This window comes from Thalassotalea coralli (assembly GCF_055786205.1).
Genome location: NZ_JBVVBK010000001.1, coordinates 1,111,008 through 1,134,466, shown reverse-complemented (window position 1 = coordinate 1,134,466; position 23,459 = coordinate 1,111,008). Strand labels below are relative to the sequence as shown.

Sequence of the window (23,459 nt, the reverse complement as noted above, 5' to 3'; positions counted from 1 at the left end):
CAGTAACATACAAAAAAACAAATTCGTTATTTTGCGAAGCAATAATAAATTAATAAATCTTTAGCAGCGAATGAACGCTGCTAACAAGAATTATAGTTCTACTTTTAAAGGGTAGTAACGACGTAAAATATCACTAGAACGAATAACTGTCGTATTGCTCTAACTCTTTTCTAAGCCGTCTTTTTTCTTTGATGTTTTCAATTTCTCGCCATTTTCTTTTCTTAGATTTCATTTTTACTTTAGCGTCTTGTTCAACGTCACTGTCTAAATTAAAAAAATCTAACTCGTCCCAATCTACACTGCTCATAGCTCTTCCTCTTGGATAACTTGAGGTCACTGTAGATCGTCATTATGACCATTTTCTTAAACTAACATGACGATTAAATGACGTTCAAAGCAGACATGATTTCGAGCGCTTGGGCTCGACAATATTCAAGAGCTTCATCTATATCTCTCGAAGTTAAGTCAAGGTCCTCTAACAAGTGAGTGCCCAAAAAGCTTGTTTTGTTGTACCTACCTTGGTGAGAGTGATAAAGCGCAAGCCGTGAAGTTATATATAAAAGGGTTGAACTCTTGTCTTTTGGCGTTTGATAAGCATGGTGAAAATGCTCGATAGGCTCAGTGATCACTTCTGGTAACTGCCACTTTTTTAATAAACATGCTGACACATCAGCAAAAGTGAACCCAAAAACCTCTTGTTGTCGATGCCAAGGAAGTTGCTCTTTATTGTAGAGCTCACACTGTTGAACCTGTTCACGGGCTTGATGTACCAACACTAAGGCACCAATATTGTGAAACAATCCAGCCAGAAAAAGAGAGTGACTGTTCGGCAATCCTTTTTTCTCGGCTAAAAATTTTGTCATAAGTGCGCAGTCAACACTGATCTCCCAGTGCCTATCCATATCAATAACACGGGGATCTATCTCCGAAAATGCTGCTGTAACGCCATATGCATGAATGAGTGTACCGAGTTTATTAACACCAATTATCATTAATGCTCTGTCTATTTCAGCGACTTCTTTTGGAAACGAGAACAAGGCACTATTAGCTATTTTTAATAACTGTGCTGATAAAGCAGGCTCTAATGCAATAACTTTAGCCATATCCTCTAGCGTAGAAGTATCGTCACGCAACATGTCCGTTAGCTTTAAATAAATATCTGGCAAAACACAAAGTTCCTGCGCCCCTTCTATATATTGTTCGATATTGAGTGTCATATTTGTTACCTCTTCGCCAATCTTCCACACTTAACCATACACATAAGCTAAGTATTTACCCATTATTTATACTTACCGCACAACCTAAAAACCAATATAGCCATAATTAAAAAAACAAAGTCTTCAATGTACCACCTAGACCGATGTAATTAACTATAAACGGAAACACGTAAACTGCATAACTCCAGCATTTTGGATTCTCCCCCAAAAACACAAACTTTAAATAACACATATAAAACAAAAACTTAAGTAAAACTCAGGTCAAAAGAACAAATAATTTACTGCTCAATTTACAAACATACTTGCAATCTTTAAAAACCAGTTGTACCATTACAACACATGGTACAACTGGTACATAAAACTATGGGGTGGTATTTATGGAAATAGAAATCGATATTGAATCAGCTACACCGATATTTGCTCAACTTGTCGAGCAAATAAAAAACGGTGTCGCGGTTGGACAAGTAAAGGGTGGCGATCAGCTACCGTCAATTAGACAGCTGTCTAATGATTTAGATGTAAACAGTAAAACTGTCGCTAAAGCCTACAAAATATTGGAGCGCGATAGCATTATCCAATCAAAAGGATATCGCGGTACATTTATTGAAGAAGGTGCCATTGAGCATTGCCAGTTTAATCTACATCAATGGCTGGTAGACAAGTTAGAAGATGCGATAAAAATTCTAAAGAACTCAGGAGCGACTGACTCGGAAATTCGCATAGCATTTAATCAAGTTATCAATCAAACGCAAGACTAAGGAGAGAATCATGCCTAATACAATATTATTTTATCTACTTTTTATCAGCCAGGTTTGGTTAATTTCTTATTTCTTTCCTAGAAAACTGGTATTTAGATTAGATTACGTCTTAAACAATTACCCAGAAGAAACTCATCCAAAACTTTACCCAGAAGGAATGGATAGAGTAAAAATATTAAGAGCGATTTATTTATTAGCAAACAACGCAATGATCGCTATCGGTGCAGGCTTATTGATTTATTTTAGCCTGTTATCCCCTGAATACGCTCAAAGCCAAAAATATGAAGAACACATTCCTCTGATGTTCGGCATATTACAATTCTCACCATTATTTGTTCTTGAGATATTGGGTTATCGACAAATGCGCTTGATGCGAGAAGCAAATACTGAGACAAAACGAAAAGCGCCATTAGAAGTGCGAAATCTGAACGATTACATTTCGCCTTTGTTATTATTAGCAACCGTTCTAACCTATATTGCATTTGTTGTCTTTGAAGTGTGGCAAACACCGAGTTTAACTAACGAAAGCTTCCTGATAAAAGTAGGCTGCATTAGTTTAACTAACTTAATATTTATATTTTCAGGTTACTGTTTATTTGCAGGTAAAAAGAAAGATCCCCACCAGTCAGATGTAGATCGCAAAAAAATAAACAAAATAGCCCTGCCTAATCTTTGTTATATCAGCATGTTTGTCACCGGATTTGTGGTCGCTCAAACATTGTTGAATGTATATGACGCGAGTTATTATCAGGTGTTAGTTAACTGTTTGTACTTCCAAGTACTAGCATTAATAACGTTGAACAACTTAAAAGGAAGCTTGGATATCGCTAAGCTTGATTTAAGCGGGTATCGTGCTCAACAAGGAAGGTAATTTATTTCGCGGGAAGTTGTCTTCCCGCTAATCCACTGCTCATGGTATCGGCAAGATATGAATGCAACAACCTTTATACGGTAAAGTGATACACAAAGGGTATAAAACTCAGTAGAATGGCTGAAATTTTTTTACCAAAAGTGTAAGAGTTAATAAAATTCATGTTGTCCTTTTTGCCCTCTTTTGTTTCTTTTCCTATAACTTTTATTCTATTTTGCCTTAACTTAGCTTTGTGTGGCTCAGTAATATTCGTAGGCGGAATACTTAAATTCATCATCCCCTTAAAAGCATTTCATCGCGCTTTGTTTTATCCAATGAATTTTATATATCGCACATGGGCCTACATCAATTACCTACTGATGGTGTCTTTTAATAAAATTGAATGGCAAATTACCGGAGACGAGCAGCTTTCAAAGAACAACTGGTATTTGTTGATTGCCAACCACCAAAGCTGGTTAGATATTTTTGTGCTATCTCATTTTGCCGGCTCACGTATTCCTGCACCTAAATACTTTTTAAAAGACTCGTTGAAAAAAGTACCTTTTATTGGGATGGCTTGCTGGGCATTAGATATGCCGTTTATGAAACGTTATAGTCGTTCATTTTTGAAAAAGCACCCAGAATTAAAAGGAAAAGACATAGAAACAACTAAGGCGTCTTGTGCAAACTTTAAAGAGCGCCCGACAACAATTATAAACTTTGTCGAAGGAACGAGATTCACATCAGAAAAAAAACAGAAGCAAGCAAACAATTACACCCACTTGCTTACACCTAAAGCGAGCGGAATAGCATTTACCATGGAAGTTATGGGCGAACAGTTTGATAAGATATTGAACGTAACCTTGCTTTACCCTGAAAATCCAGGTCACGTCATGAAAGACTTGCTAAAAGGCAAGCTCACCAAAATTATTATCGATGTAGAAGCAATAGATAATGACGGTACTCTTTTAGGAGATTACAGCAATGACGTAGAACATAAGAAGAAGTTTAATCGATGGTTAAGTCAGTTATGGCAAAACAAAGACAATAAAATAAAAACCTTACTGCAAAAAAAGTGATTGCAAACCTGTTTCTTATTGCGTTTAGGAATAAAAAGCGTTAATTTAATGTTACAAACTAAGAATTAGAATAACGAGTAGTTATAATGGGTACTATTGCAAAATCTCCAGTTAAACGCCGTACTAAAGGCGAGCAAACACGATTACAAATATTAGAAGCAGCAGTAAAAGTATTAGCTAGAAACGGTATTAAAGGCACTACCCATCGCGCTATCGCTAACGAAGCGCAATTGCAGCTGTCTTTAACTACTTATTATTTTAAAGATATCCAAGAATTAGTTCATGAGGCATTTATTCTTAGTTCATCTAATACTATTGCAAAAGCTGGGCTGGCTTGGACGCAAACTTTTGAATTACTAGATAGCTACACAAAAACAAAACTAAAACGGGTAGCAACACGCCAAGAATTAGCTCAATGGCTTACCAACATGGCAACAAATTATCTTGTCAGCAAGATAAAAGAAAACTCTGTAGACCTAGCCGTAGAACAACTTTTATTCACCGAGATACAAATTACTCCCCAATTACGTGCTTTAGCTGCAACACACCGGGAAGCGCTTCTCGCTCCTTTTACCAAATTATGTGGGTACTTTAATCCCGGCCTTGCGGATGTAGACGGTGACATTATGTTAACTGTATTTACGCAATTGGAATACCGACATTTAACCTTGCTTACAGACGAAATAGACGAGGCCTATATCAAAGCGCGTATTGAGCGATTAGTTAACGCAGTGCTTCAAATTAAGTCAAATTAAAATTAGTTTTGTACAAAAGTTCAAGTTAGTTTACATTGAGTCATCCGATGACTTTTTTAATGAGAGCTAATGTGAACTTCAAACAACAACTTTTACGTCACCAAAACTTTTTTAACAGTCAGCAAACCTTTGATCTAGATTGGCGCATTACTCAATTAAAACAGATCAAAAAAATGGTCCAAGTTCATGAAAGTGAATTTTTAGCTGCACTAAAAAAAGACCTAAACAAACCTAAAGTTGAAGCTTGGATCACAGAAGTATCTTTCGTTGCGGGTGACGTTGATCATGTTGTTAAACGTCTAAAAAAATGGGCTAAAGAGCGCTCTGTCTCTACTCCAATCGTTGCTCAACCAGGCCGTTCTTATATCAAGCCTGAGCCTTTAGGTACCGTTTTTATTATTGGAGCTTGGAACTATCCTTTGCAACTCATACTAGCGCCTTTAGTTGCCGCTATATCAGCAGGAAACTGTGCGATTGTTAAACCCTCTGAATTAGCGCCCGAAACTTCTTCGTTGCTTGCCAAACTTATTCCACAATATTTACCGCAAGAGCTAGTTTCTGTCGTGGAAGGAGGCGTTGAAGAAACCACAGAATTATTAAAGCTACCTTTCCAGCACATTATGTATACCGGAAATGGCCATGTCGGCCGTATTGTAATGACAGCTGCAGCACAACACTTAACTCCAGTTACCTTAGAGTTAGGCGGTAAGAGTCCCGTTTATGTTGACGAGAGTGCTGATATAAACATCACTGCACAACGACTAACATGGGGAAAATGGATGAATGCAGGGCAAACCTGTATAGCCCCTGATTACATTCTAATAAAGCCCGGCTTAGTTGAATCATTTACTCAAGCGGTTATTAAACAAATCAAAGAGATGTTTGGCGATAACCCACAACAATCTGACAACTACGGTCGCATTGTTAATAAAAAACACTTCGAGCGAATTTGCAGTTATATGAATTCAGGAAGTGTATTACATGGTGGTAAAACTGATCCAGCCGATTGCTATATTGAGCCTACTCTCATTCTAAACCCTTCTTTAGATAGCCCTTTAATGACCGAAGAAATCTTCGGTGCGCTATTACCTATCGTAACCGTTGACTCATTTGACGATGCTGTGGCTTTTGTCAAAAACAGAGAAAAGCCTTTATCATCCTATATATTCACTAAAGATAAAGCGCAACAACAAGCCTGGAGCAGAAATATAAGCTCTGGCTCGCAGTGCATTAATGATGTCATTATGTTTAATGCAGTACCCGAATTACCGTTTGGCGGCGTCGGTCCCAGTGGCTTTGGCAGGTACAGTGGCAAATCAGGGTTTGATAACTTCAGTCACCTAAAATCAGTTCTAAAGCGCCCATTTCTCAAGGATTTGCCCGTCAGATTCGCACCTTATACCAAAATGAAGTTTGCTTTTTTGAAATTAATCAGACATTTATAAGGGATGTTCTATACTTATACCAGTGACATTAATTGGTATTATTGGGTAAACTAAGAATATAGCCGCGTTGGTTAGACTAGCTAACGCGTTAAGTTATGCTGTTCAATAGTTGATTAACTTTGCGTTAGGATAAGGGATGAAAACAAAAGGGTTTACTTTAATTGAGTTGATAGCGATTGTTGTGGTCCTAGGTGTGATTGCAGCAATAGCTGCACCCAAATTTGTAAATTTAAAAGACAGTGCTCTTCTCGCTAATATGGAAGCGATGGAAGGTAGCTTGCGCTCTGCACACAATATGGTGCAGACAAAAATTCGAATAGCACCAGAAAACTTAAACAACGCAGAAAACCGATATACATTAGAAAACGGACAAGTGATTAGAGTGCGAGGAAAGCTGCCTGACGGCAGGTGGAATAACACATTTCAATTTCTAGTAGATTTTCAAGATATCGCACAAGTCAATTCTAATAACTGTACCGACCCAGATTTAAAATGGTGTGTTCGCCAAAGAAATCAAAATTGGTTTAATTCTCGAGGTTACTCTTCTCTAGGCACAGGGCGAGGCTTTGTGATCTTTCCTTTTGGCACTAATGTCAACCAGGACAGGTGCTACATTTACTACATGAATCAAAATGCTAACGCTAATCCAGATCCGGTACAACCGTCCATCATTGGCTCAGATTTATCAGAGTGTGATGAGGTGTTATAAAACTTAAAGAATAAAAAACCCGGCATTTAGCCGGGTTTTCTTTTATACCGTTAGTCTTATAAAAACGATAACAATTCAGGGTCTAATTGCATCAGTGACTTAGGGTCTGCCATCATGGTCTCTGATAAAGATTTAGTGCGCGGTAAAATTCGCTCAAAATAGAACTCTGCGGTCTTTATCTTGGCACGGTAGAAGTCTCTGTTTTCAACATCACCTGCTAGCTTTTCATAAGATGCCTGTGCCATTTGTGCCCAGAAATAGGCCATGACGATATAGCCTGAGTACATCAAGTAGTCTACAGATGCAGAGCCTACGAAATCTCTATCTTTCTTCGCTTTGATCGCAAGTCTAATAGAATATTGCTGCCAGCTAGCAATCGCCTTACTTAATGGCCAAATAAATCTATTCATTTGACGTTTATGAGGATTACTAGAAATCATACTCTTATCTTTACAATAATTAAGTACTTCCATGGTAAAGCTCTTCAGTGATTTACCTCGGCTAAGCAGGATTTTTCTGCCTAATAAATCTAGTGCTTGGATACCAGTGGTGCCTTCATATAGAGTCGCAATTCGCACGTCTCGTACAATTTGCTCCATGCCCCACTCTTTTATGTAACCATGGCCACCAAATACTTGAACACCGTGGTTCGCACTTTCTAAGCCAACTTCAGTTAGAAACGCTTTTAAAATAGGTGTAATAAATCCAAGTCTGTAATCAGCACGCTTACGCTCTTTTTCATCTTTTGAGTGCTCAATAACATCTGCTAACTTAGCCGCGTAGTAGATCATTGCTCTACCACCTTCACTGAATGCTTTCTGAGTAAGTAGCATTTTTCGAACGTCAGGGTGAACAATAATTGGATCTGCGACTTTATCAGGCTCTTTAGTACCAGATAAAGATCGCATCGACAGGCGCTCTTTCGCGTAAGTTAGCGCGTTTTGATAAGAAAGCTCTGTGGCACAAATACCCTGTAGTGCTGTACCTATTCGCGCAGTATTCATAAAGGTGAACATGCATTCCAAGCCTTTATTTTCAGGGCCAATTAGTTCACCTTTAGCACCATCAAAATTTAATACTGCCGTAGCGCTACCTTTGATCCCCATTTTGTCTTCGATAGAACCACAAACGACATTATTTGCATCTAAAATGTTACCTTGATCATCTACAGACATCTTAGGCACGATAAATAGTGATATACCTTTAGTTCCTTTAGGCGCATCAGGCAAACGAGCCAGTACAATATGAATAATGTTGTCGGTTAAGTCATGCTCACCAGCAGAGATAAAGATCTTAGTACCGGTAATCGAGTACGTACCATCTTCGTTTGGCACAGCCTTAGTTTTTACTTGGCCCAAATCAGTACCACATTGCGGTTCCGTTAAACACATGGTTCCTGTCCATGTGCCTTCAGTTAATCGCGTCAAATAAAGTTCTTTCTGTCGGTCTGTTCCGTGCAACTCTACTGTATTCATCGCGCCGTGACTTAATCCAGGGTACATTGCCCAAGACCAGTTTGCGGTACCCATCATTTCAGACTTCACCATACCTAATGAAGGTGGAAGCCCCTGCCCACCGTATTCAAGTCCATGTGATAAAGATTGCCAACCACCAGCAACATATTGTTCATATGCTTCTTTAAAGCCTTTTGGTGTTTTTACCGTTCCATTATCAAATGTACAGCCTTCTTTATCCGCGCTTTGGTTCAGCGGTAAAAGCTCGTTTTCACAAAACTTCGCACATTCATGAAAAATAGCATCAACTAAATCAGGTGTTGCTTCTTCAAATTGCGGAAACTTTTCATAATGAGGATAAAAATCAAGAACATCTTCAAACAAGAATTTAATGTCTGCTATTGGTGCCTTATATGTCAGCATAGCTGCTCCCTATAGTGGTAAGACCTGTTATTATGCTTTCATACTAGAGAAGTCACGAAAGAAAATCAACTGGTCTTACCAGACCTTTAAAAATTAAACTCGATTATCTTACGTTGCTATGGCTGCTAAGGATTAACAAAATTGAAGTAATAAGTCGCCCAATCAATTTAATAGAAATAACAGGAAGCGATACGAAGATAAATTTAAAGATAGCAGTAGAGAGAGAATTTTCCTGTAAAAACAGGAGAGAAAAAGGAAATAATATTGAAATAAAAGAAAGTTGGCGGAGTGGACGGGACTCGAACCCGCGACCCCCGGCGTGACAGGCCGGTATTCTAACCAACTGAACTACCACTCCGCACAGGGGAAACGATAAAATAGTGGCGGAGTGGACGGGACTCGAACCCGCGACCCCCGGCGTGACAGGCCGGTATTCTAACCAACTGAACTACCACTCCGCAGTATTTTATCTTTCAAAAACTTGTTAAACTTTGCTATTCGTGGCGGAGTGGACGGGACTCGAACCCGCGACCCCCGGCGTGACAGGCCGGTATTCTAACCAACTGAACTACCACTCCTCAGGAATAGCTTAAGACAATTATTGGCGGAGTGGACGGGACTCGAACCCGCGACCCCCGGCGTGACAGGCCGGTATTCTAACCAACTGAACTACCACTCCACACGTAATCGTCTTTTCAACAACAAGTCGTTGAATGCGGCGGGAATAATACGGTTAACGTGACGAGGCGTCAACCCCTTTTTTACATAAATATGACTGTATGCGCATTTGCTGAGCAATAAGGCTGAATTTAAATCAAATTAGCGCTTTTTTCTACGAATAATTAAGATACCAAGACCTGCTGCAATGATAATAATTAGGTTACTTCCTAAAATAATATAAAGATTGCGCTTCTCTTCTGCTGCTATTTTTTCTTGCTGAGCTAATTTCGCTTGTTCTAGCTCTAGTTCGAACTTCGCTTGCTCATCTGCTACTTTTTGCGCTAATTTTTTTGCCTCAGACAATGACTGGCTATCTTCAACTATTTCTTGATTATCTACCGAAGGAACTAAAGGGCCATCTTCTCGTTCAACATTGAACGTAAATTCAGGAACTACTAATCTAAACTCACGACCATGAATAGTCTTGCCAAACGCATTCAATGCTATTTTATGAAGCCCCGGCTCTGTATAGCCTATTTGTTTAACACGCGTTATTCCCTCACCTTCCATAATAGCAAATGGTTCAGACTGTCTATCAGGAAAAGTTATTTTTCCTTGAAAAATAAGAGAGTCTTCATCAACAAATTCACTATCTATATGTATAGTCAATTCATGTTGCTCTAGTGGGTCAATCGTTGTTTCAATAGCTAATGAGATAGGATTATTGCGAACGATAACAGGCTTCTGTCTAAGCTCTCGTATCGCCATAGGCATAATAACCCGATAAACCGGTACCCACTCGCCCGCAGAAAAGTCTAAAGCGAATTCTGCAGTAAAAATACCGTCTCGTGCATATTCATCTAAGTCATATCCATCGTCTCTAAAAGATCCTAGCTGTACAGTTTCAGCGCCAAAGTTATCAAACGCTAAGTTGTTGGTACTGAAAAAATCTACGTCTAGGTTAATCACGTCATTAAAGAGTGGGTCATCTACAACTTTTTCTTTATTAAAGATTTGTCCTTTTACCTTTAAGGTTTCACCAGATAGCAGAATTTCCGCTAACGGTTCTACTTCTAAGGTGACGTCAGAAACCACCATGATTTTACTGTTAGGTAGAATTTCCCCAACAGCTTGCCAAGGTCCTGGCATGGGGTTGATAATTCTTATCATGTCGTAAGTTTTATCGTCATACCACTCAACCTTGTCTTTAGGTAAATTGGTAATCTTTAACTTACTACCATCAGGACGAACTAAAATAATCGGCGGTGTGCCTCGGCGACGATAAAAAAGTAAGGTAATTTCTTCAAGGTTTGCGTCTAAGCGAAAGCGGTTATCAAAATAAGGAATTCGGTTGGTAACATCGTCTTGTTCATAATATTTCACCGATTCAGATTGCTCTTGTGCGGCCAACGAGTTAGAAAAAGCTAACGTGAAAACTATGCTGGCCAAAAGCCCCCTTATTGCCATATTGGCGAACTCCCCTTGTCTGCGATAATCGCTAATCGTTCTTGATGCTGTACTTCTTCATCGGCAGTTGCACGGACAATCTTTAATTTTTCTCGATTATCACTTAAACGGCGAATTGCATTTGCATCAGCTCCATCTCCTTCACCATCGCCTACAGATAAGTTTAAAGTAGACTGCTTCCTTGTCATCTCTATATAAACAAAGGCAAGCAACTGCGCATCAATTAAAGCGCCGTGATAAGTACGGTCAATTAAACCATCGACACGATAGAATTTGGCAAGGTAATCGAGGGTTTTAGGAGAACCAAACTCATCTTTTGATACCATTAGCGTATCGGTAACTTCGCAAATATCGCCAGTATTTGGCAATCCACGACCTACAAGATTGAATTCATGATCCATAAAGCCAACGTCAAACTTCGCGTTATGGATGACAAGTTCAGCGCCTTTTATGAAATCAATGAAGTCTTGAGCGATATCTGCAAATAATGGTTTATCACGCAAAAACTCATTGGTTAATCCGTGAACATCAATAACCTCTTGTTCCATTTCAAACTGTGGGTTGATATATGCATGATAGGTTCTGCCCGTAAGCTGACGGTTAATCATTTCTACACAGCCAACTTCAACAATGCGATGCCCTTCTCTTGGGTTTATACCTGTTGTTTCCGTATCTAGAATAACTAATCGTTTATGTTGACTATCGTCTTGGATCATATTTCGCTCTTTTTCTCTCGGGTAACGGCTCGGGGAACTCCCGTGTATTTAACTTTACGCGATTACTGGTAAACAAAAACCAAGCCGAAGTCACGACAATAATAAGCTGTGTTATCGACAAGGTTAAAGAAAACTCATTAAACCATATAGATGCTGTAGTGTTAATGGCCAAATCAATTAACAAGGCAATTAAAAACCAGAATGGTAAATGTCTACTAGCACTGCGCACCCAATTGGGAGCCTCGGGTCTACGTTGACTAACAACAATAAACAGCACGAGTGCGCTCGCACCAGACAATAAGCTTAAATAGAATTGTGAGGGTTGCGGAAATACCAACTGAAGAATACTCACTTGATCTTTAAAGTTAGTCAGGGAGGCCACCCAGATGAAGTAACCGCGCAGCAAATATAACAAGATTAAGTAAAAGCCCTTTGATAATTTGACACAGTCGTAAGCATCAAAGTCTTGAGGTTTTAAATTTCTATATAATTCAGGCATACCAAAACTACTTAGCGTCTCTCTCTTTATTGAGAATCTCTTGACCAGCTGTTATTGCGCGGACAGCTTTGGAGCGGAACTCGCGAATATATAAAGTATAAACAACGAACATACTTGCTAAGATAAAAAGTAGAGGATGAAAAAACCAGCATATTGCTGCCATAGAAAAATAGTAAGAACGCAAGCCATAATTGTAAGAATGTGCGGCTTGGTCTTGTACGACCGCCATTTGCTTAGCATATTCTTTTAATGTCTCTCTTTCGCCTTTTTCATCGAACGGCGCAGCACCGATCATCACATTTAAAAAGCCATATTGTCGCATTGACCAAGTAAACTGAAAGAAAGCCATAACAAAAATAAATGCTAGTAAGCCAAGCTTAAGTTGAATAACCGTGTGGTTGGGAAAGGCCGCGTAAGGAATAGATGCAATAACTTCTTCCAGTTTTTCTACTTGCGCGAACAAAGTTAATACACCAGCGAGAACCAGTAAGGTTGATGAAGCAAAAAAAGCAATATTGCGCTCTAAATTTGCTAATAACGCAGCATCGCCTACTTTTATATCACGCATTAGCACTTCATACATCCAGTGAATTCGATGTTGATGCAAACACCTTGCGATGCAATTAGTGGTTTTAGCTTTTTTTCTAGCAAACTCGGTATAGCCTACCCAGCACGTAATAAAAGAAATAAGAGCAATAATATTTAGTAGGTTTTCAGACATAAAGTAACTCATTTGGCTTTATAGACGGCATTATGCGTTAGAAATCGTAAACTTGCGATAGCAATTTGACAATCGATAGTTAACAAACTGCATTAAACCTAGATATCAGGTAAACCATCGTAATTATTTTGACACAAAATGTAACTTTTCTAGAATGACATGCGTTTAATTTTTCTATGTTGTTATTAATAGGCTTTTAATGAAATTGCTAAGAAATTCTTTATTTTCTTTTAGTTATCCTTTACTTGCATTGGCTGTGTCATGCAACGCATTTGCTGATGCGCCGAAAAAGGCGACTTATCAAATACCTCGAATTAACGGACCAGTAACAGTTGATGCCAAATTGGATGAGCCACAATGGCAACAAGCTAAAAAAGTTTTAATTAATAACGTGACCCGTCCCTATAACAACACAGAAAGCCCTGTACATACTGAAGCGTTATTAATGGAAGATGGCGAGAACTTTTATCTAGCCTTTATTGCAGAAGATCCTGACCCAAGCCAAATTAGAGCTTTCCTAAGAGATAGAGATAAATCGTGGTCAGATGATATCGTAGGCATAAAAATCGATACGTATAATGATCAGCGAACGGCTTATCGATTTCTAGTCAATCCAATGGGCTCACAAATTGATGGCATCGAAAGTGAAGTCACTAAAAGGGAGAGTGACGCCTGGGACGGAATTTGGGATAGCGCGGGTGAGATTAGTGATAAAGGGTACATTGTCGAAATGGCCTTGCCATTACGCATGCTAAATTTTACCGAAAAGGACACGATTCAAGATTGGGGCATCGAGCTGATGCGTTTTTACCCACGTAACGAACGATTACGCCTTTCTAATATTTATTTAGATAGAAACAACAATTGCGAGTTGTGTCAGTTACATACTGCGGAAGGTTTCTCTGGTGCTAAGCAAGGCGACAACCTTATTGTTACACCATCTTTAGTCACAGGTCGCTCGGAAGAGAAAGTTGATGATGAGTGGGAATCAACTAACAATACCGAAGCTAGCTTAGATGTTCGCTGGGGTATTTCACCGGACTTATTGCTTAACGCAACCATAAACCCGGATTTTTCTACCGTTGAAACCGACAATGCTCAACTTAACGTAAATAATAACTTCGCGTTATTCTTCCCCGAAAAACGTCCATTCTTCTTAGATAACGCCGATTACTTTGATTCTAACTACAACCTTGTTTACACCCGAAACATCAACGCACCTAATGCTGGTGCAAAGCTTACCGGCCGTAAAGATGATCATTCATTTGGCTTATTTATCACAGACGATGATACCACTAACATTCTTATTCCTGGTAACAGAGCTTCTTCAATTGCAGAAATTGATGATGAGTCTAAGGCCGCAGCATTACGTTATCGCTATAACTACAACCCTGATATCACGTTAGGTTGGATTTCGACTTTACGCTCTGCAGAAGATTATCAAAACGTGGTAAACGGTATTGATGGCCGATTTAAATTAAGTACCTATGATGTATTTAAATTTCAAACTATTGTGTCTAGTACCGAATACCCTAGTGACCTGTTCGAACAATTTTGCTATGCAGATGATAGCGAAGATTGCACAAAACCAGAGGAAGCTGAGTGTACTTATGGGGATTGTGATTACAACGAAAAAGTTTTAAGAACCTTAAAAGACGATAGATTTACCGGCCACGCCATAAGAGCTAGCTACAGACACAACGACGAAAAATGGTTTTACCGTGTGAACTACAACAAACAAAGTAGTGATTTTCGTGGTGATTTAGGATTTATCTCACGAGTAGACTTTAACAAGTGGTCAATAGGTGGCGAACGTAAGTGGTACGCGGAACCTGGCCAATGGTGGACTAAAGCTACAATTTACTCTGACTGGGACATTTTTCATAACGACAATGGTGAGTTAATTGAGAAAGAGTGGGACCTTGTGGCTCGCATTGAAGCTAAACACAGTTCAAATTTACGTTTAGGGCTTACCAGTCGTGATAAAGTTGGCTCAAGAATAGATAAGTCGTCGCTTGCTATCGACGCTAATACCACTCTTTTCAATGAAAAGCGCATTAACCTTTCCGGTGGCATTCGCCCTATCTTAGGCTTAAGGCTTCACGCCAACCTGCATTATGGTGACGCAATTGATTTTAGTAGTAACCGACTAGGTAAAACTAAGCAATTTAATACATCGATTGATTGGAATGCAAATAAGCATTTAGAGCTTAGATTTAAACAAGTTTTTAATCAGTTGAATGCCGATGACGCTAATGTGTTTACTGCACGTTTGACAGATATGCGAGCGACATATCAATTCAGTATTAAAAGCTTTCTGCGCTTTACACTTGTGTATAACAACACCAACAGAAACCCTTACAACTACCTTTATACCGATCCTGAGGACATTACTGCGTCGAGTAAAAACTTAAGTACTGAATTATTGTACGCATATAAAATAAACCCGCAAACGGTGTTTTATTTAGGCTACTCTGATGGACATTACACAGAAGAAGAATTCAGCGAATTAGAACAAGAAAACCGTAGTATATTCGCAAAATTTAGCTATGCCTGGATAAAATAAGCAAATCGTTCGCCTATTCAAAATATAAAAAGACTTGCTTCTGCAAGCCTTTTTATATTTAACTGGCAAAGCATTGTTTTTAGGTAAACAATTTGTAACACTTCCCCCCTATCAAGGATTACTCCTCAAAAAAACAACAACAAATATTCATGGAGCGGATTTAATGTCGTACTTGATTCGACTTAGTTCACTGGCTTTTAGCCTTTTGCTGTTTAGCTTTTTTTCCTTTGCAGGAGATGAGAGCAAAACTTCTACGCGAGAGATTCATATTCCAAATACTCAAGACTCTATAAATGTTGATGGTGAGTTTAATGAGCCTTTATGGCAAGAAGCGAAAATTGTAGAACTGAACTTAGTGACGAGTCCATGGGATAACACACCCAGCCCTGTTAAAACAACAGCCCGCATTATTGAAAATGGAAAATATCTATATATTGCATTTGATGCGCAAGACGCTAATGCATCAGAAATAAAAGCCTTTCTCGGAGACAGAGACTCCAGACTTTCCGATGATATCGTTGGCATAAAGCTCGACACATTCAACAAACGACGACTAAATTACGAGTTTTATGTAAACCCATACGGTGTTCAGTACGATGGTATTTATAACGAAATGACAGGCAACAATAACGATGCTTGGGATGGTATTTGGGATGCTTACGGCAAAATCACTGATAAAGGCTATCAAGTAGAAATTGCTATCCCATACAGCATTTTAAATTTCGAAGACTCGGAAAAAGAAAAGACTTGGGCATTTGAGCTAGTTAGATATTTACCAAGAGATGCTTTACTCCGTATATCTCATTTGAACATGGATAGAAACAACGAATGCCTGTTATGTCAAGCTGCTGAATTAAAGGGATTTGAACGAGCGAAAACGGGCAATAATTTAATGTTAACGCCTACGCTAGTCGCAAACAAAAGTGAGACGAGAGACGTCTATGAGTCAGATCCACAATGGCAAGGTGATACCGATGTTGAAGCAGGCTTAGATATTCGTTGGAATATCAACAGCAACACTTTATTAAATGCAACGATTAATCCTGATTTTTCAACAGTTGAAACCGACTCAAGCCAACTGACCATTAATGAAACGTTTTCACTTTTTTACCAAGAAAAACGACCTTTCTTTTTAGACAACGCCGACTACTTTTCTTCCTATTTAGACTTAGTCTACACACGAAATATTGTCGCTCCTGATTTTGGTGCAAAGCTCACCTCTTCGGTTGATGAGCATAATATTGGTGTATTTGTAACAAAAGATAGTGAAACCAACTTCATTGTACCAGGCAACATAGGTTCAAATATCGCAGAGCTTAATCAATCAAGTTTATCAAGCGCAATTAATTACCGCTTTGACGCCAGTGAGCAGCTATCAGTTGGCGCTATGGTAACGAGCCGAACCGCAGACGATTATCACAACTACACCGCAGGCTTAGATCTAAAGTATAAGTTTGATGATTCAAACACCTTAATTGCCCAACATGTAACGTCCGATACAGAATACCCAGAAGATATGTATCGTCAATTTTGTTACGGAGATACCGATATGGAATGCGAACAAGAGTTTAATGAAGATTGCTCTCTTGTTTATTGTCCATACAACGAACAGGTGTTAAGAACTAAGGAAAAAGACAGCTTCAACGATAGTGCTTCAATGGTAAAATACGAGCACTATTCCGAGAACTGGCAGTACACACTTGAACACAATCGCTTTGGTCAAGATTTTAGAGCAGATTTGGGCTTTATCAATCAGGTGGATTTTCAACAAAATAAGGCGACTGTTGACCGCGTATTCTGGGGGGATGAAGACTCATCTTGGCAATATATGCAAGCTTCAGCTAAATGGTGGTTAAACCAAAATGAAAACGGTGAACTGCTCGACAAGACAGTTGAGTTTGCCTATTTGATTCAAGGACCAATGCAATCAGAGCTGGAACTAACCGCTACTTTTTCTGACAAGGTAGGTAGAAGACATAACGCTTCTTCTTTAACAATTGATGGCAATACCTCAAGATTTGACGAAGCTTTATTCAAAATTTATGGCTCCGTTGAGCCTGTGGGTGAAGTTCTGTTAGAAGCTGAGTATATTTTCGGTGACAAAATAGATTATAGAAATAACCGCCTTGCAGACTATCAAGAGATTTATGCGGCAATGGATGTTCACTTAAATGAACATTTACGCGCGAAAGGTTATTACATAAATGCGTCGATGGATGCTGATGGTGCGGAAGTTTATACAGAGCAACTAACTGAAGCGCGCATTAGTTACCAATTTAACGTAAAGAGCTACGTTGATATCAACATCGTCTACAGCGATATCGACAACAATGTAGATAACAACCCTCTAAGTTATCCATTGAGAAAGTCAGACAACCTATCTACACAGATTATTTACGCCTATAAAATAAACCCGCAGACAGTGTGGTATGCGGGCTATGCTGACAACAGTTATCAAGATGAATACTTAGATGACATGACGCGTGATTCAAGAACGTATTTTACTAAAATCAGTTACGCTTGGATGTAATTCAGCCCTAGAAAATCTAGAGTGTTTACATCCAAACCTTGCTTACTATGCTCTAAGCATTAACGATTAGCGAAAAACAACGGCCGCATCAGAGCGTGAGTAACTGCGCTTTTCTTCTTTCGTCCATTGACCGTTTTTAAAATAAGAGGTTGCGACTATCAGCTTTTGTGGGGACATAGTACTCGTTGACTTTACTTTCGTTATTCCGTCTTGATTGCCTGTAACTTCTTCGTAAGCAACAAAGCTATTATCTGATAACACTTCTATCGTACCCTGTGTATAAAAGCCAGCAGTAGTAAAATAGTAAAATACTAAGCTTTTCTTCTTTTTATCGTAAAAAATAAAAGACTCTCCGCCATAGTCACCACCGTTGATAGAGTGAGTTGTTTTTAGTGCTGTTCCATTAAGCGCTCTCTCCCACTTTGACACGTCTGTGACCTTTTGTTCGCCAAATGAAAACGTTGACTGCCAAGTGCCCAAATAAGGTTGAAATATTGCCAACTCCTTAGCCATTGCTTTTTCTTGAGCTTGAACAAATGTCGCAAGGGAGCTTAATAGAAAGATGCATAAGAATTTTATCATGTAATCACCGTGTTAATATAGTTATGTATCGGCACTATTTTCTGAACGAAGTCCAGCTAAACGTGCCGCATGGTTTTGTTGTTGAGCAAGTTTTACATCTATAACAATAGTAGAAGAAATTCGATCATGTATTGCTTGTCTATTTGGGTCCCAAAACACCTGCAAGAAGCCTAAGAAACCCGTAGCCAGTCCAGCGGCATAGCCACCATATCGACCAAAACTATCCCAAATAGATAAAGGCGTACCGTCAAGTTGCAATACGCGTATCGAAAAAATTCTTTTACCAAGTGTTTGTCCATTTAATACAGCCGTTGCTAACGTAAAATAAAGAGCAGCCCAACCGAAGCTTAAACCTAACTCTTTAATTGAATCTTTTAACCAAGCAATACCTGTAACTAATAAGCCATCTTCTTTACTGTTATCACTGTCTTTATTTGTGTCATCGGCCTTTTCGTCACCTTGCACAGTACTTATAGTCGTTTCATTGCTATTTGTTGATGCAGTGGCTTCATCTGGGAAAAACATGTCACTAGCAACAGATAGCAGCACAATAGCAAGCGTAGCAATACCAACAAACTGCATAAGCTTTTTACGTGCTCCGCGTTTTTTACCTTGTAGCTGCGCGCGCTTTTTACTACCAAGCTGAATAAAAGTAAGCGCGATTAATATCGCCAATAGCTCACCAGGCGCATCAGATAGAATGCCAATGAGAATGAAGTCGACAAGTAAAGCAAAACCACGTTTGGATGGAGTAGCTAAAGGCGCACCAAATAGCAATGGGTTTATGCGAAAAGCCGAAGGTGTAAGTATTTTTTTAGCTTCTTCTTTACTTAAATGATCAAAGCTAGCATCGGCTGTTTCTTGATTATTATTAGTTATCGCCTCATTTGCGCTTTCAGGCGAAGTTAATGCTTCTTTTGTCATAATATTTAATTAATTTTTATACTGAATTTTTTTATAACTTTATAGAATATAAGTTATAACTAATCGGCACTTCTTTTTGTTCAATTTGCCGCTAATATTTAAGAGTTACTCACGACTATAACGTTGTTACGCTTCAAAATAAAACAATTAGCAACAACGAACAGGCAAGGATTTAATTATGACCTCAATTTTTCAAGATAATTCTACAGCTATTGGCAATACGCCGTTAGTTAAACTTAACCGCGTAACTGGTGGAAATGTATTCGCTAAAGTTGAAGCACGTAACCCAAGCTTCAGCGTAAAATGTCGCATTGGTGCAAACATGATTTGGGACGCAGAAAAGCGAGGCGAGTTAACTGAAGGCAAAGAAATTATCGAGCCTACCAGCGGTAACACAGGTATTGCCCTAGCTTTCGTTGCTGCGGCACGTGGTTATGCAATTACATTAACTATGCCTGCAACCATGAGTTTAGAGCGTCGCAAGCTACTCGCTGCTTTAGGAGCAAAATTAGAGCTAACCGATGGTGCTAAAGGCATGGGTGGCGCTATTGCTAAAGCGCAAGAAATCAAAGATTCAAATCCTGATAAGTACGTGTTGCTAGGTCAATTTGATAACCCTGCAAACCCAGAGATCCACGAAAAAACTACCGGTCCAGAAATCTGGAAGGATACTGACGGCAATGTTGATATCTTTGTTGCTGGCGTAGGTACAGGTGGCACAATTACTGGTGTTAGTCGGTACCTTAAAAATGAACAAGGTAAAGCGATCACTTCGGTAGCTGTTGAGCCAACTGACTCACCAGTTATTAGTCAAAAGCTTGCCGGTGAAGAATTAAAGCCTGGTCCGCACAAAATACAAGGTATTGGCGCAGGCTTCATTCCAGGCAACTTAGATTTGTCAGTGATTGACGCTGTCGAGCAAGTATCAAATGAAGATGCTATGGCAATGGCACACAGGTTGATGAAAGAAGAAGGTATCTTAGCAGGTATTTCTTCTGGTGCGGCAGTTGTAGCAGCGAAACGCTTAGCTGAACGTCCAGAAAACGAAGGTAAAAACATCGTGGTAATTCTACCAAGCTCTGCAGAGCGTTACTTATCGAGCGCTCTATTTACTGATACATTTTCCGAAAAAGAGTTAGTTCAATAATCATTCAATTAGAACCTACTTGATAAAAGGCGCTTTATGCGCCTTTTTTATTGGAAAAAATAATGTATTATTATCCACTGAAACGGATTGAATTGAATATATTTTATGTGGAAAAAAATCGGACTAAGTTTAGCGTTACTGTCTAGTTTCCTTGTAGGCTGTAATGATGATAAACCTAAAGGCATAGATACGACCAACAACCCGGAGAAAGTCGCTGTTGCTTTTTTTAACGCTTTATACAATGAAAAGGACGTTAAAAAAGCTGCCGCTGTTTGCACGCCAAAGTTACGTCGAATTATTTTACATTACAAATCAACAAGTGCTGTAGGCCGACATGTTTTTAATATGTCGTATGACGAAGTCATTGTGAAACCAGATGACAGTGGCGTTAAAGTTCGAGAGCAATTTAAAGAAAAAGCAGTCATTACCTTATATTTCAATGGTACTTATAACGGAGAAATACAAAAAGACGTCAAACGTATTTCTGTTATTCAAAAAGATGACAGTTGGTATATTGATAAATTGCTAAAAGATCCTTTTTAGCATCAAAAAAAAGCGGCTTTTCAGCCGCTTTTTTTATTGTTGTAAATCTGACATTACCTTGCCTTCCCGCCTAGGATCAGCCCCTCCAACTAAACCGTAGCGATGCACTTTAATTGCATGTAAGCCACTGTTTAAGTCACGTACTGATACCTTGTGCCCTTTAGCCTCTAATCCAGTTTGTAATTTTACTATTGGTGTACCTTTTTCCAAGGCTGTTACATCGTTTCGATTGGTCACTTTTGGCATATTGATCGCCTGTTGAGGATCTAGTTTCCAATCGACTACCCCCATAATGGTTTGCGCGACATAGCTAATGATCCTGCTGCCACCTGGTGCGCCAAGCACTAAGAACAATTCATCACCTTTAAAAACCATGGTAGGTGCCATTGACGATCTCGGTCTCTTTTTAGGGGCTACACTATTTGCGACAATGACGCCGTTACGCTCTGGCGATAAAGAAAAGTCAGTCAGTTGATTATTCAGTAGAAACCCTTCAACCATAACCGCTGAGCCAAAAGCCATTTCAATACTTGTGGTCATAGATACCGCATTACCCTCACTATCGACAATAGATATATGACTAGTCGATGGAAGTTCATAAGCATCGTCATTAGCACGCATCGCATTTAGTGATATTTCGCCAGCCTGCGCTTTGGTATCTTGATGGATATTAATCTTTTTCGCTCTTTGAGCTAAATAATCTCGATTAATTAGTTCGGAAACCGGAACAGAAACAAAATCAGGATCTGCGATATATTTCGCACGATCAGCAAACGCTAACCTTGAACTTTGTGTGTACAAATGTACGTTATGAACATCTTCAAATGGCCTCTTTTCCATGCCGTAACTTTCTAATTGTCCTAATATTTGCAATACACCCACCCCACCAGAACTTGGTGGTGCCATGCCGCACACTTTGTATCCTTTATAAGGTCCACAAACTGGCTCACGCTCTACCACTTGATATGCTTTCATATCTTGTAAACTGAGAACGCCGGGTTCAATAGTCGCGTTGTTAACTGCAGCAACAATATTTTTAGCGATCCACCCTTGATAAAACGGTTCAATTCCATCTTTTGCTAGACTTTTATAAACCTCAGCAAGCTTTGGATTTACTAGCTTATCACCCGCTTGAATTGCTTTACCTTCAGGAAAAAAATACTGGCGCGCTTCTGCCAGTTCAGTTACCCCAGGATTAAATTGCATTTCGACCAAACGCTGAAGCCTAGGCGATACTCTAAAGCCACGCTCGGCCAATTTGATTGCATCGGAAAACAGTACCTTCCAAGGTAGTTTTCCATATTGGTCATGAGCTTGTTTAAGTGCCGCCAATACGCCAGGAACACCTACTGACCGCCCCCCAACCACAGCTTTAATCCAAGGCACTGGCTTCCCTGTTTCATCTAAAAACATATTAGGCGTTGCTTTTAACGGCGCTGTTTCTCGACCATCAAAAGTTTTAAGCTGACTTTTTTTATTGTCCCAGTGCAGAATAAATGCCCCTCCACCAATACCGGAAGATTGAGGCTCAACTAGCGTTAACGCTAGTTGAACGGCAATAGCAGCATCTATTGCGCTACCACCTTTTTCCAAGATGTTATATCCGATTCTTGAAGCATATGGATTAGCCGCGGCTACCATATATTTTTTACCTTTTACGGCTTTTTTAGCTTCATAGCCAGTAGCTGCTTCTGGTTCTCTCACTTCCTGAGCTTGAGCAAACCAACAGGTACTCGCGATGGCACCTAGCAGTAATAACTGTTTAACTCGAGATTTTGTCGTTAATGTATTCAATTGGTTTTCCTATTGGCATATCCAGAAAAATTAAGCAGTCGTTGATTAAAGGCAACGAAACTATCCATCAAATCTGTATACTTGTTTTGTTCATTTTCTAACAAAGATAAAGCATGGCAACAAGCTTCAAGTGTAGATAACGCCCCTTTCTTCTCAGTTTTTCGAGCAACATAAAGACTATTCAATTCACTAGAGAACGTAAAATGAGGTATCGAATGTAAATGAGTATTTTCCATATAAAGTCGATACGCTTTTTTCCATGTACCATCTATCAAAATTAAGCATTTAATAATTTGCCCGCTATTATCGGTCATCGCAGTTTCAATAGGCTTCGCACCTTCCGAAGGATACAACACACCAATACTCTGTTTATAAGTTGCTAACACTCGCTGGAAATCATCACTGTCACTTAAATTATCGGTTGTGATCACTTGGCAGTTCAACAGGGAATTAGCAAGTAACGTGACACTTCCTTTGTGTTTGGTAACTTCACTTGGATGCTGAATAATGACAATATGAATTTGATTGTTAATTTTGACAAAAAGATCGCAAATACAAGCAGATATAGGGCGTTGACATTGATTGCATATCTGACGCGGCATAAATAGATTCTCAATAGT

At 39.2% G+C, this 23,459-nt stretch carries 20 protein-coding genes, 4 tRNA genes and 1 pseudogene; 10 read left to right on the top strand and 15 right to left on the bottom strand.

What is annotated here, in order from left to right; translation table 11 throughout:
* Positions 1-133: 133 nt before the first annotated feature.
* Both ACOB80_RS05025 and ACOB80_RS05020 read right to left on the bottom strand, forming a co-directional pair.
* Positions 134-307, bottom strand: coding sequence for a DUF3545 family protein (locus tag ACOB80_RS05025; RefSeq protein ID WP_473164706.1), 174 nt, complete (start codon positions 305-307; stop codon positions 134-136).
* A gap of 73 nt (positions 308-380) precedes the next feature.
* Positions 381-1,217 (bottom strand): HDOD domain-containing protein, encoded by an 837-nt coding sequence (locus ACOB80_RS05020; RefSeq protein WP_473164705.1) that lies wholly within the window; start codon positions 1,215-1,217, stop codon positions 381-383.
* Between the two features lie 377 nt (positions 1,218-1,594).
* Here ACOB80_RS05020 and ACOB80_RS05015 point away from each other — a divergent pair, with 377 nt between their 5' ends.
* The 6 genes from ACOB80_RS05015 to ACOB80_RS04990 all read left to right on the top strand — a co-directional run bounded on the left by ACOB80_RS05015 (position 1,595) and on the right by ACOB80_RS04990 (position 6,813).
* Entirely contained in the window at positions 1,595-1,975 is a 381-nt protein-coding gene (locus ACOB80_RS05015) for a GntR family transcriptional regulator (protein WP_473164704.1), read from the top strand.
* Between the two features lie 10 nt (positions 1,976-1,985).
* On the top strand, positions 1,986-2,846 hold the full coding sequence (locus ACOB80_RS05010) for a hypothetical protein (RefSeq protein WP_473164703.1): 861 nt from the start codon (positions 1,986-1,988) through the stop codon (positions 2,844-2,846).
* A 161-nt stretch (positions 2,847-3,007) separates the two neighbouring features.
* On the top strand, positions 3,008-3,904 hold the full coding sequence (yihG, locus tag ACOB80_RS05005) for a 1-acylglycerol-3-phosphate O-acyltransferase, YihG family (RefSeq protein WP_473164702.1): 897 nt from the start codon (positions 3,008-3,010) through the stop codon (positions 3,902-3,904).
* Positions 3,905-3,990: 86 nt separating this feature from the next.
* Complete coding sequence (locus ACOB80_RS05000) at positions 3,991-4,659, top strand: TetR/AcrR family transcriptional regulator (protein WP_473164701.1); 669 nt, start codon at positions 3,991-3,993, stop codon at positions 4,657-4,659.
* A gap of 47 nt (positions 4,660-4,706) precedes the next feature.
* Positions 4,707-6,104, top strand: coding sequence for an aldehyde dehydrogenase family protein (locus tag ACOB80_RS04995; protein WP_473164700.1), 1,398 nt, complete (start codon positions 4,707-4,709; stop codon positions 6,102-6,104).
* A gap of 136 nt (positions 6,105-6,240) precedes the next feature.
* On the top strand, positions 6,241-6,813 hold the full coding sequence (locus ACOB80_RS04990) for a type II secretion system protein (protein WP_473164699.1): 573 nt from the start codon (positions 6,241-6,243) through the stop codon (positions 6,811-6,813).
* 56 nt (positions 6,814-6,869) lie between these two features.
* Here ACOB80_RS04990 and ACOB80_RS04985 read toward each other — a convergent pair whose 3' ends face one another.
* The 9 genes from ACOB80_RS04985 to ACOB80_RS04945 form a co-directional block, all read right to left on the bottom strand.
* Positions 6,870-8,690, bottom strand: coding sequence for an acyl-CoA dehydrogenase C-terminal domain-containing protein (locus ACOB80_RS04985; protein WP_473164698.1), 1,821 nt, complete (start codon positions 8,688-8,690; stop codon positions 6,870-6,872).
* A 281-nt stretch (positions 8,691-8,971) separates the two neighbouring features.
* A tRNA-Asp gene (locus tag ACOB80_RS04980) sits at positions 8,972-9,048 on the bottom strand.
* Positions 9,049-9,071: 23 nt separating this feature from the next.
* Positions 9,072-9,148: transfer RNA gene (locus tag ACOB80_RS04975), tRNA-Asp, on the bottom strand.
* 43 nt (positions 9,149-9,191) lie between these two features.
* Positions 9,192-9,268 (bottom strand) — tRNA-Asp (locus ACOB80_RS04970).
* 24 nt (positions 9,269-9,292) lie between these two features.
* A tRNA-Asp gene (locus ACOB80_RS04965) sits at positions 9,293-9,369 on the bottom strand.
* 140 nt (positions 9,370-9,509) lie between these two features.
* Positions 9,510-10,799 (bottom strand): TIGR03503 family protein, encoded by a 1,290-nt coding sequence (locus ACOB80_RS04960; RefSeq protein WP_473164697.1) that lies wholly within the window; start codon positions 10,797-10,799, stop codon positions 9,510-9,512.
* Positions 10,800-10,807: 8 nt separating this feature from the next.
* Positions 10,808-11,533 carry a DNA polymerase III subunit epsilon gene (dnaQ, locus tag ACOB80_RS04955; RefSeq protein ID WP_473164696.1) on the bottom strand — a complete coding sequence of 242 codons (726 nt, stop codon included), beginning with the start codon at positions 11,531-11,533 and terminating at the stop codon, positions 10,808-10,810.
* Complete coding sequence (locus ACOB80_RS04950; RefSeq protein WP_473164695.1) at positions 11,517-12,032, bottom strand: DUF2919 family protein; 516 nt, start codon at positions 12,030-12,032, stop codon at positions 11,517-11,519. The genes dnaQ and ACOB80_RS04950 overlap by 17 nt, the downstream gene beginning before the upstream one ends.
* Before the next feature lie 7 nt (positions 12,033-12,039).
* A complete protein-coding gene (locus ACOB80_RS04945; RefSeq protein WP_473164694.1) occupies positions 12,040-12,753 on the bottom strand; it encodes a DUF599 domain-containing protein in 714 nt (237 codons plus the stop codon).
* A 199-nt stretch (positions 12,754-12,952) separates the two neighbouring features.
* Between ACOB80_RS04945 and ACOB80_RS04940 the strand changes: the two genes are divergently transcribed.
* Positions 12,953-15,319, top strand: a complete 2,367-nt coding sequence (locus ACOB80_RS04940) for a carbohydrate binding family 9 domain-containing protein (RefSeq protein WP_473164693.1) — start codon at positions 12,953-12,955, stop codon at positions 15,317-15,319.
* A 163-nt stretch (positions 15,320-15,482) separates the two neighbouring features.
* Positions 15,483-17,849: a carbohydrate binding family 9 domain-containing protein gene (locus ACOB80_RS04935; RefSeq protein ID WP_473164692.1), complete on the top strand. Its 2,367-nt coding sequence runs from the start codon at positions 15,483-15,485 to the stop codon at positions 17,847-17,849.
* 66 nt (positions 17,850-17,915) lie between these two features.
* On the opposite strand, the gene ACOB80_RS04930 is transcribed toward ACOB80_RS04935, so the two are convergent.
* Positions 17,916-18,431 carry a hypothetical protein gene (locus ACOB80_RS04930; protein ID WP_473164691.1) on the bottom strand — a complete coding sequence of 172 codons (516 nt, stop codon included), beginning with the start codon at positions 18,429-18,431 and terminating at the stop codon, positions 17,916-17,918.
* 21 nt (positions 18,432-18,452) lie between these two features.
* Positions 18,453-18,791 (bottom strand): annotated as a pseudogene (locus ACOB80_RS04925) (RDD family protein); the annotation flags it as partial.
* 742 nt (positions 18,792-19,533) lie between these two features.
* On the opposite strand from ACOB80_RS04925, the gene cysK reads away from it, so the two are divergent.
* The gene (cysK, locus tag ACOB80_RS04920; RefSeq protein ID WP_473164690.1) at positions 19,534-20,502 is read left to right on the top strand and encodes a cysteine synthase A; all 969 of its coding nucleotides are present in this window, start codon (positions 19,534-19,536) and stop codon (positions 20,500-20,502) included.
* 105 nt (positions 20,503-20,607) lie between these two features.
* The gene (locus ACOB80_RS04915) at positions 20,608-21,045 is read left to right on the top strand and encodes a hypothetical protein (RefSeq protein ID WP_473164689.1); all 438 of its coding nucleotides are present in this window, start codon (positions 20,608-20,610) and stop codon (positions 21,043-21,045) included.
* Positions 21,046-21,078: 33 nt separating this feature from the next.
* On the opposite strand, the gene ggt is transcribed toward ACOB80_RS04915, so the two are convergent.
* Both ggt and ACOB80_RS04905 read right to left on the bottom strand, forming a co-directional pair.
* The gene (ggt, locus tag ACOB80_RS04910; protein ID WP_473164688.1) at positions 21,079-22,839 is read right to left on the bottom strand and encodes a gamma-glutamyltransferase; all 1,761 of its coding nucleotides are present in this window, start codon (positions 22,837-22,839) and stop codon (positions 21,079-21,081) included.
* The gene (locus ACOB80_RS04905; protein WP_473164687.1) at positions 22,836-23,441 is read right to left on the bottom strand and encodes a tRNA-uridine aminocarboxypropyltransferase; all 606 of its coding nucleotides are present in this window, start codon (positions 23,439-23,441) and stop codon (positions 22,836-22,838) included. The genes ggt and ACOB80_RS04905 overlap by 4 nt, the downstream gene beginning before the upstream one ends.
* Positions 23,442-23,459 lie beyond the last annotated feature (18 nt).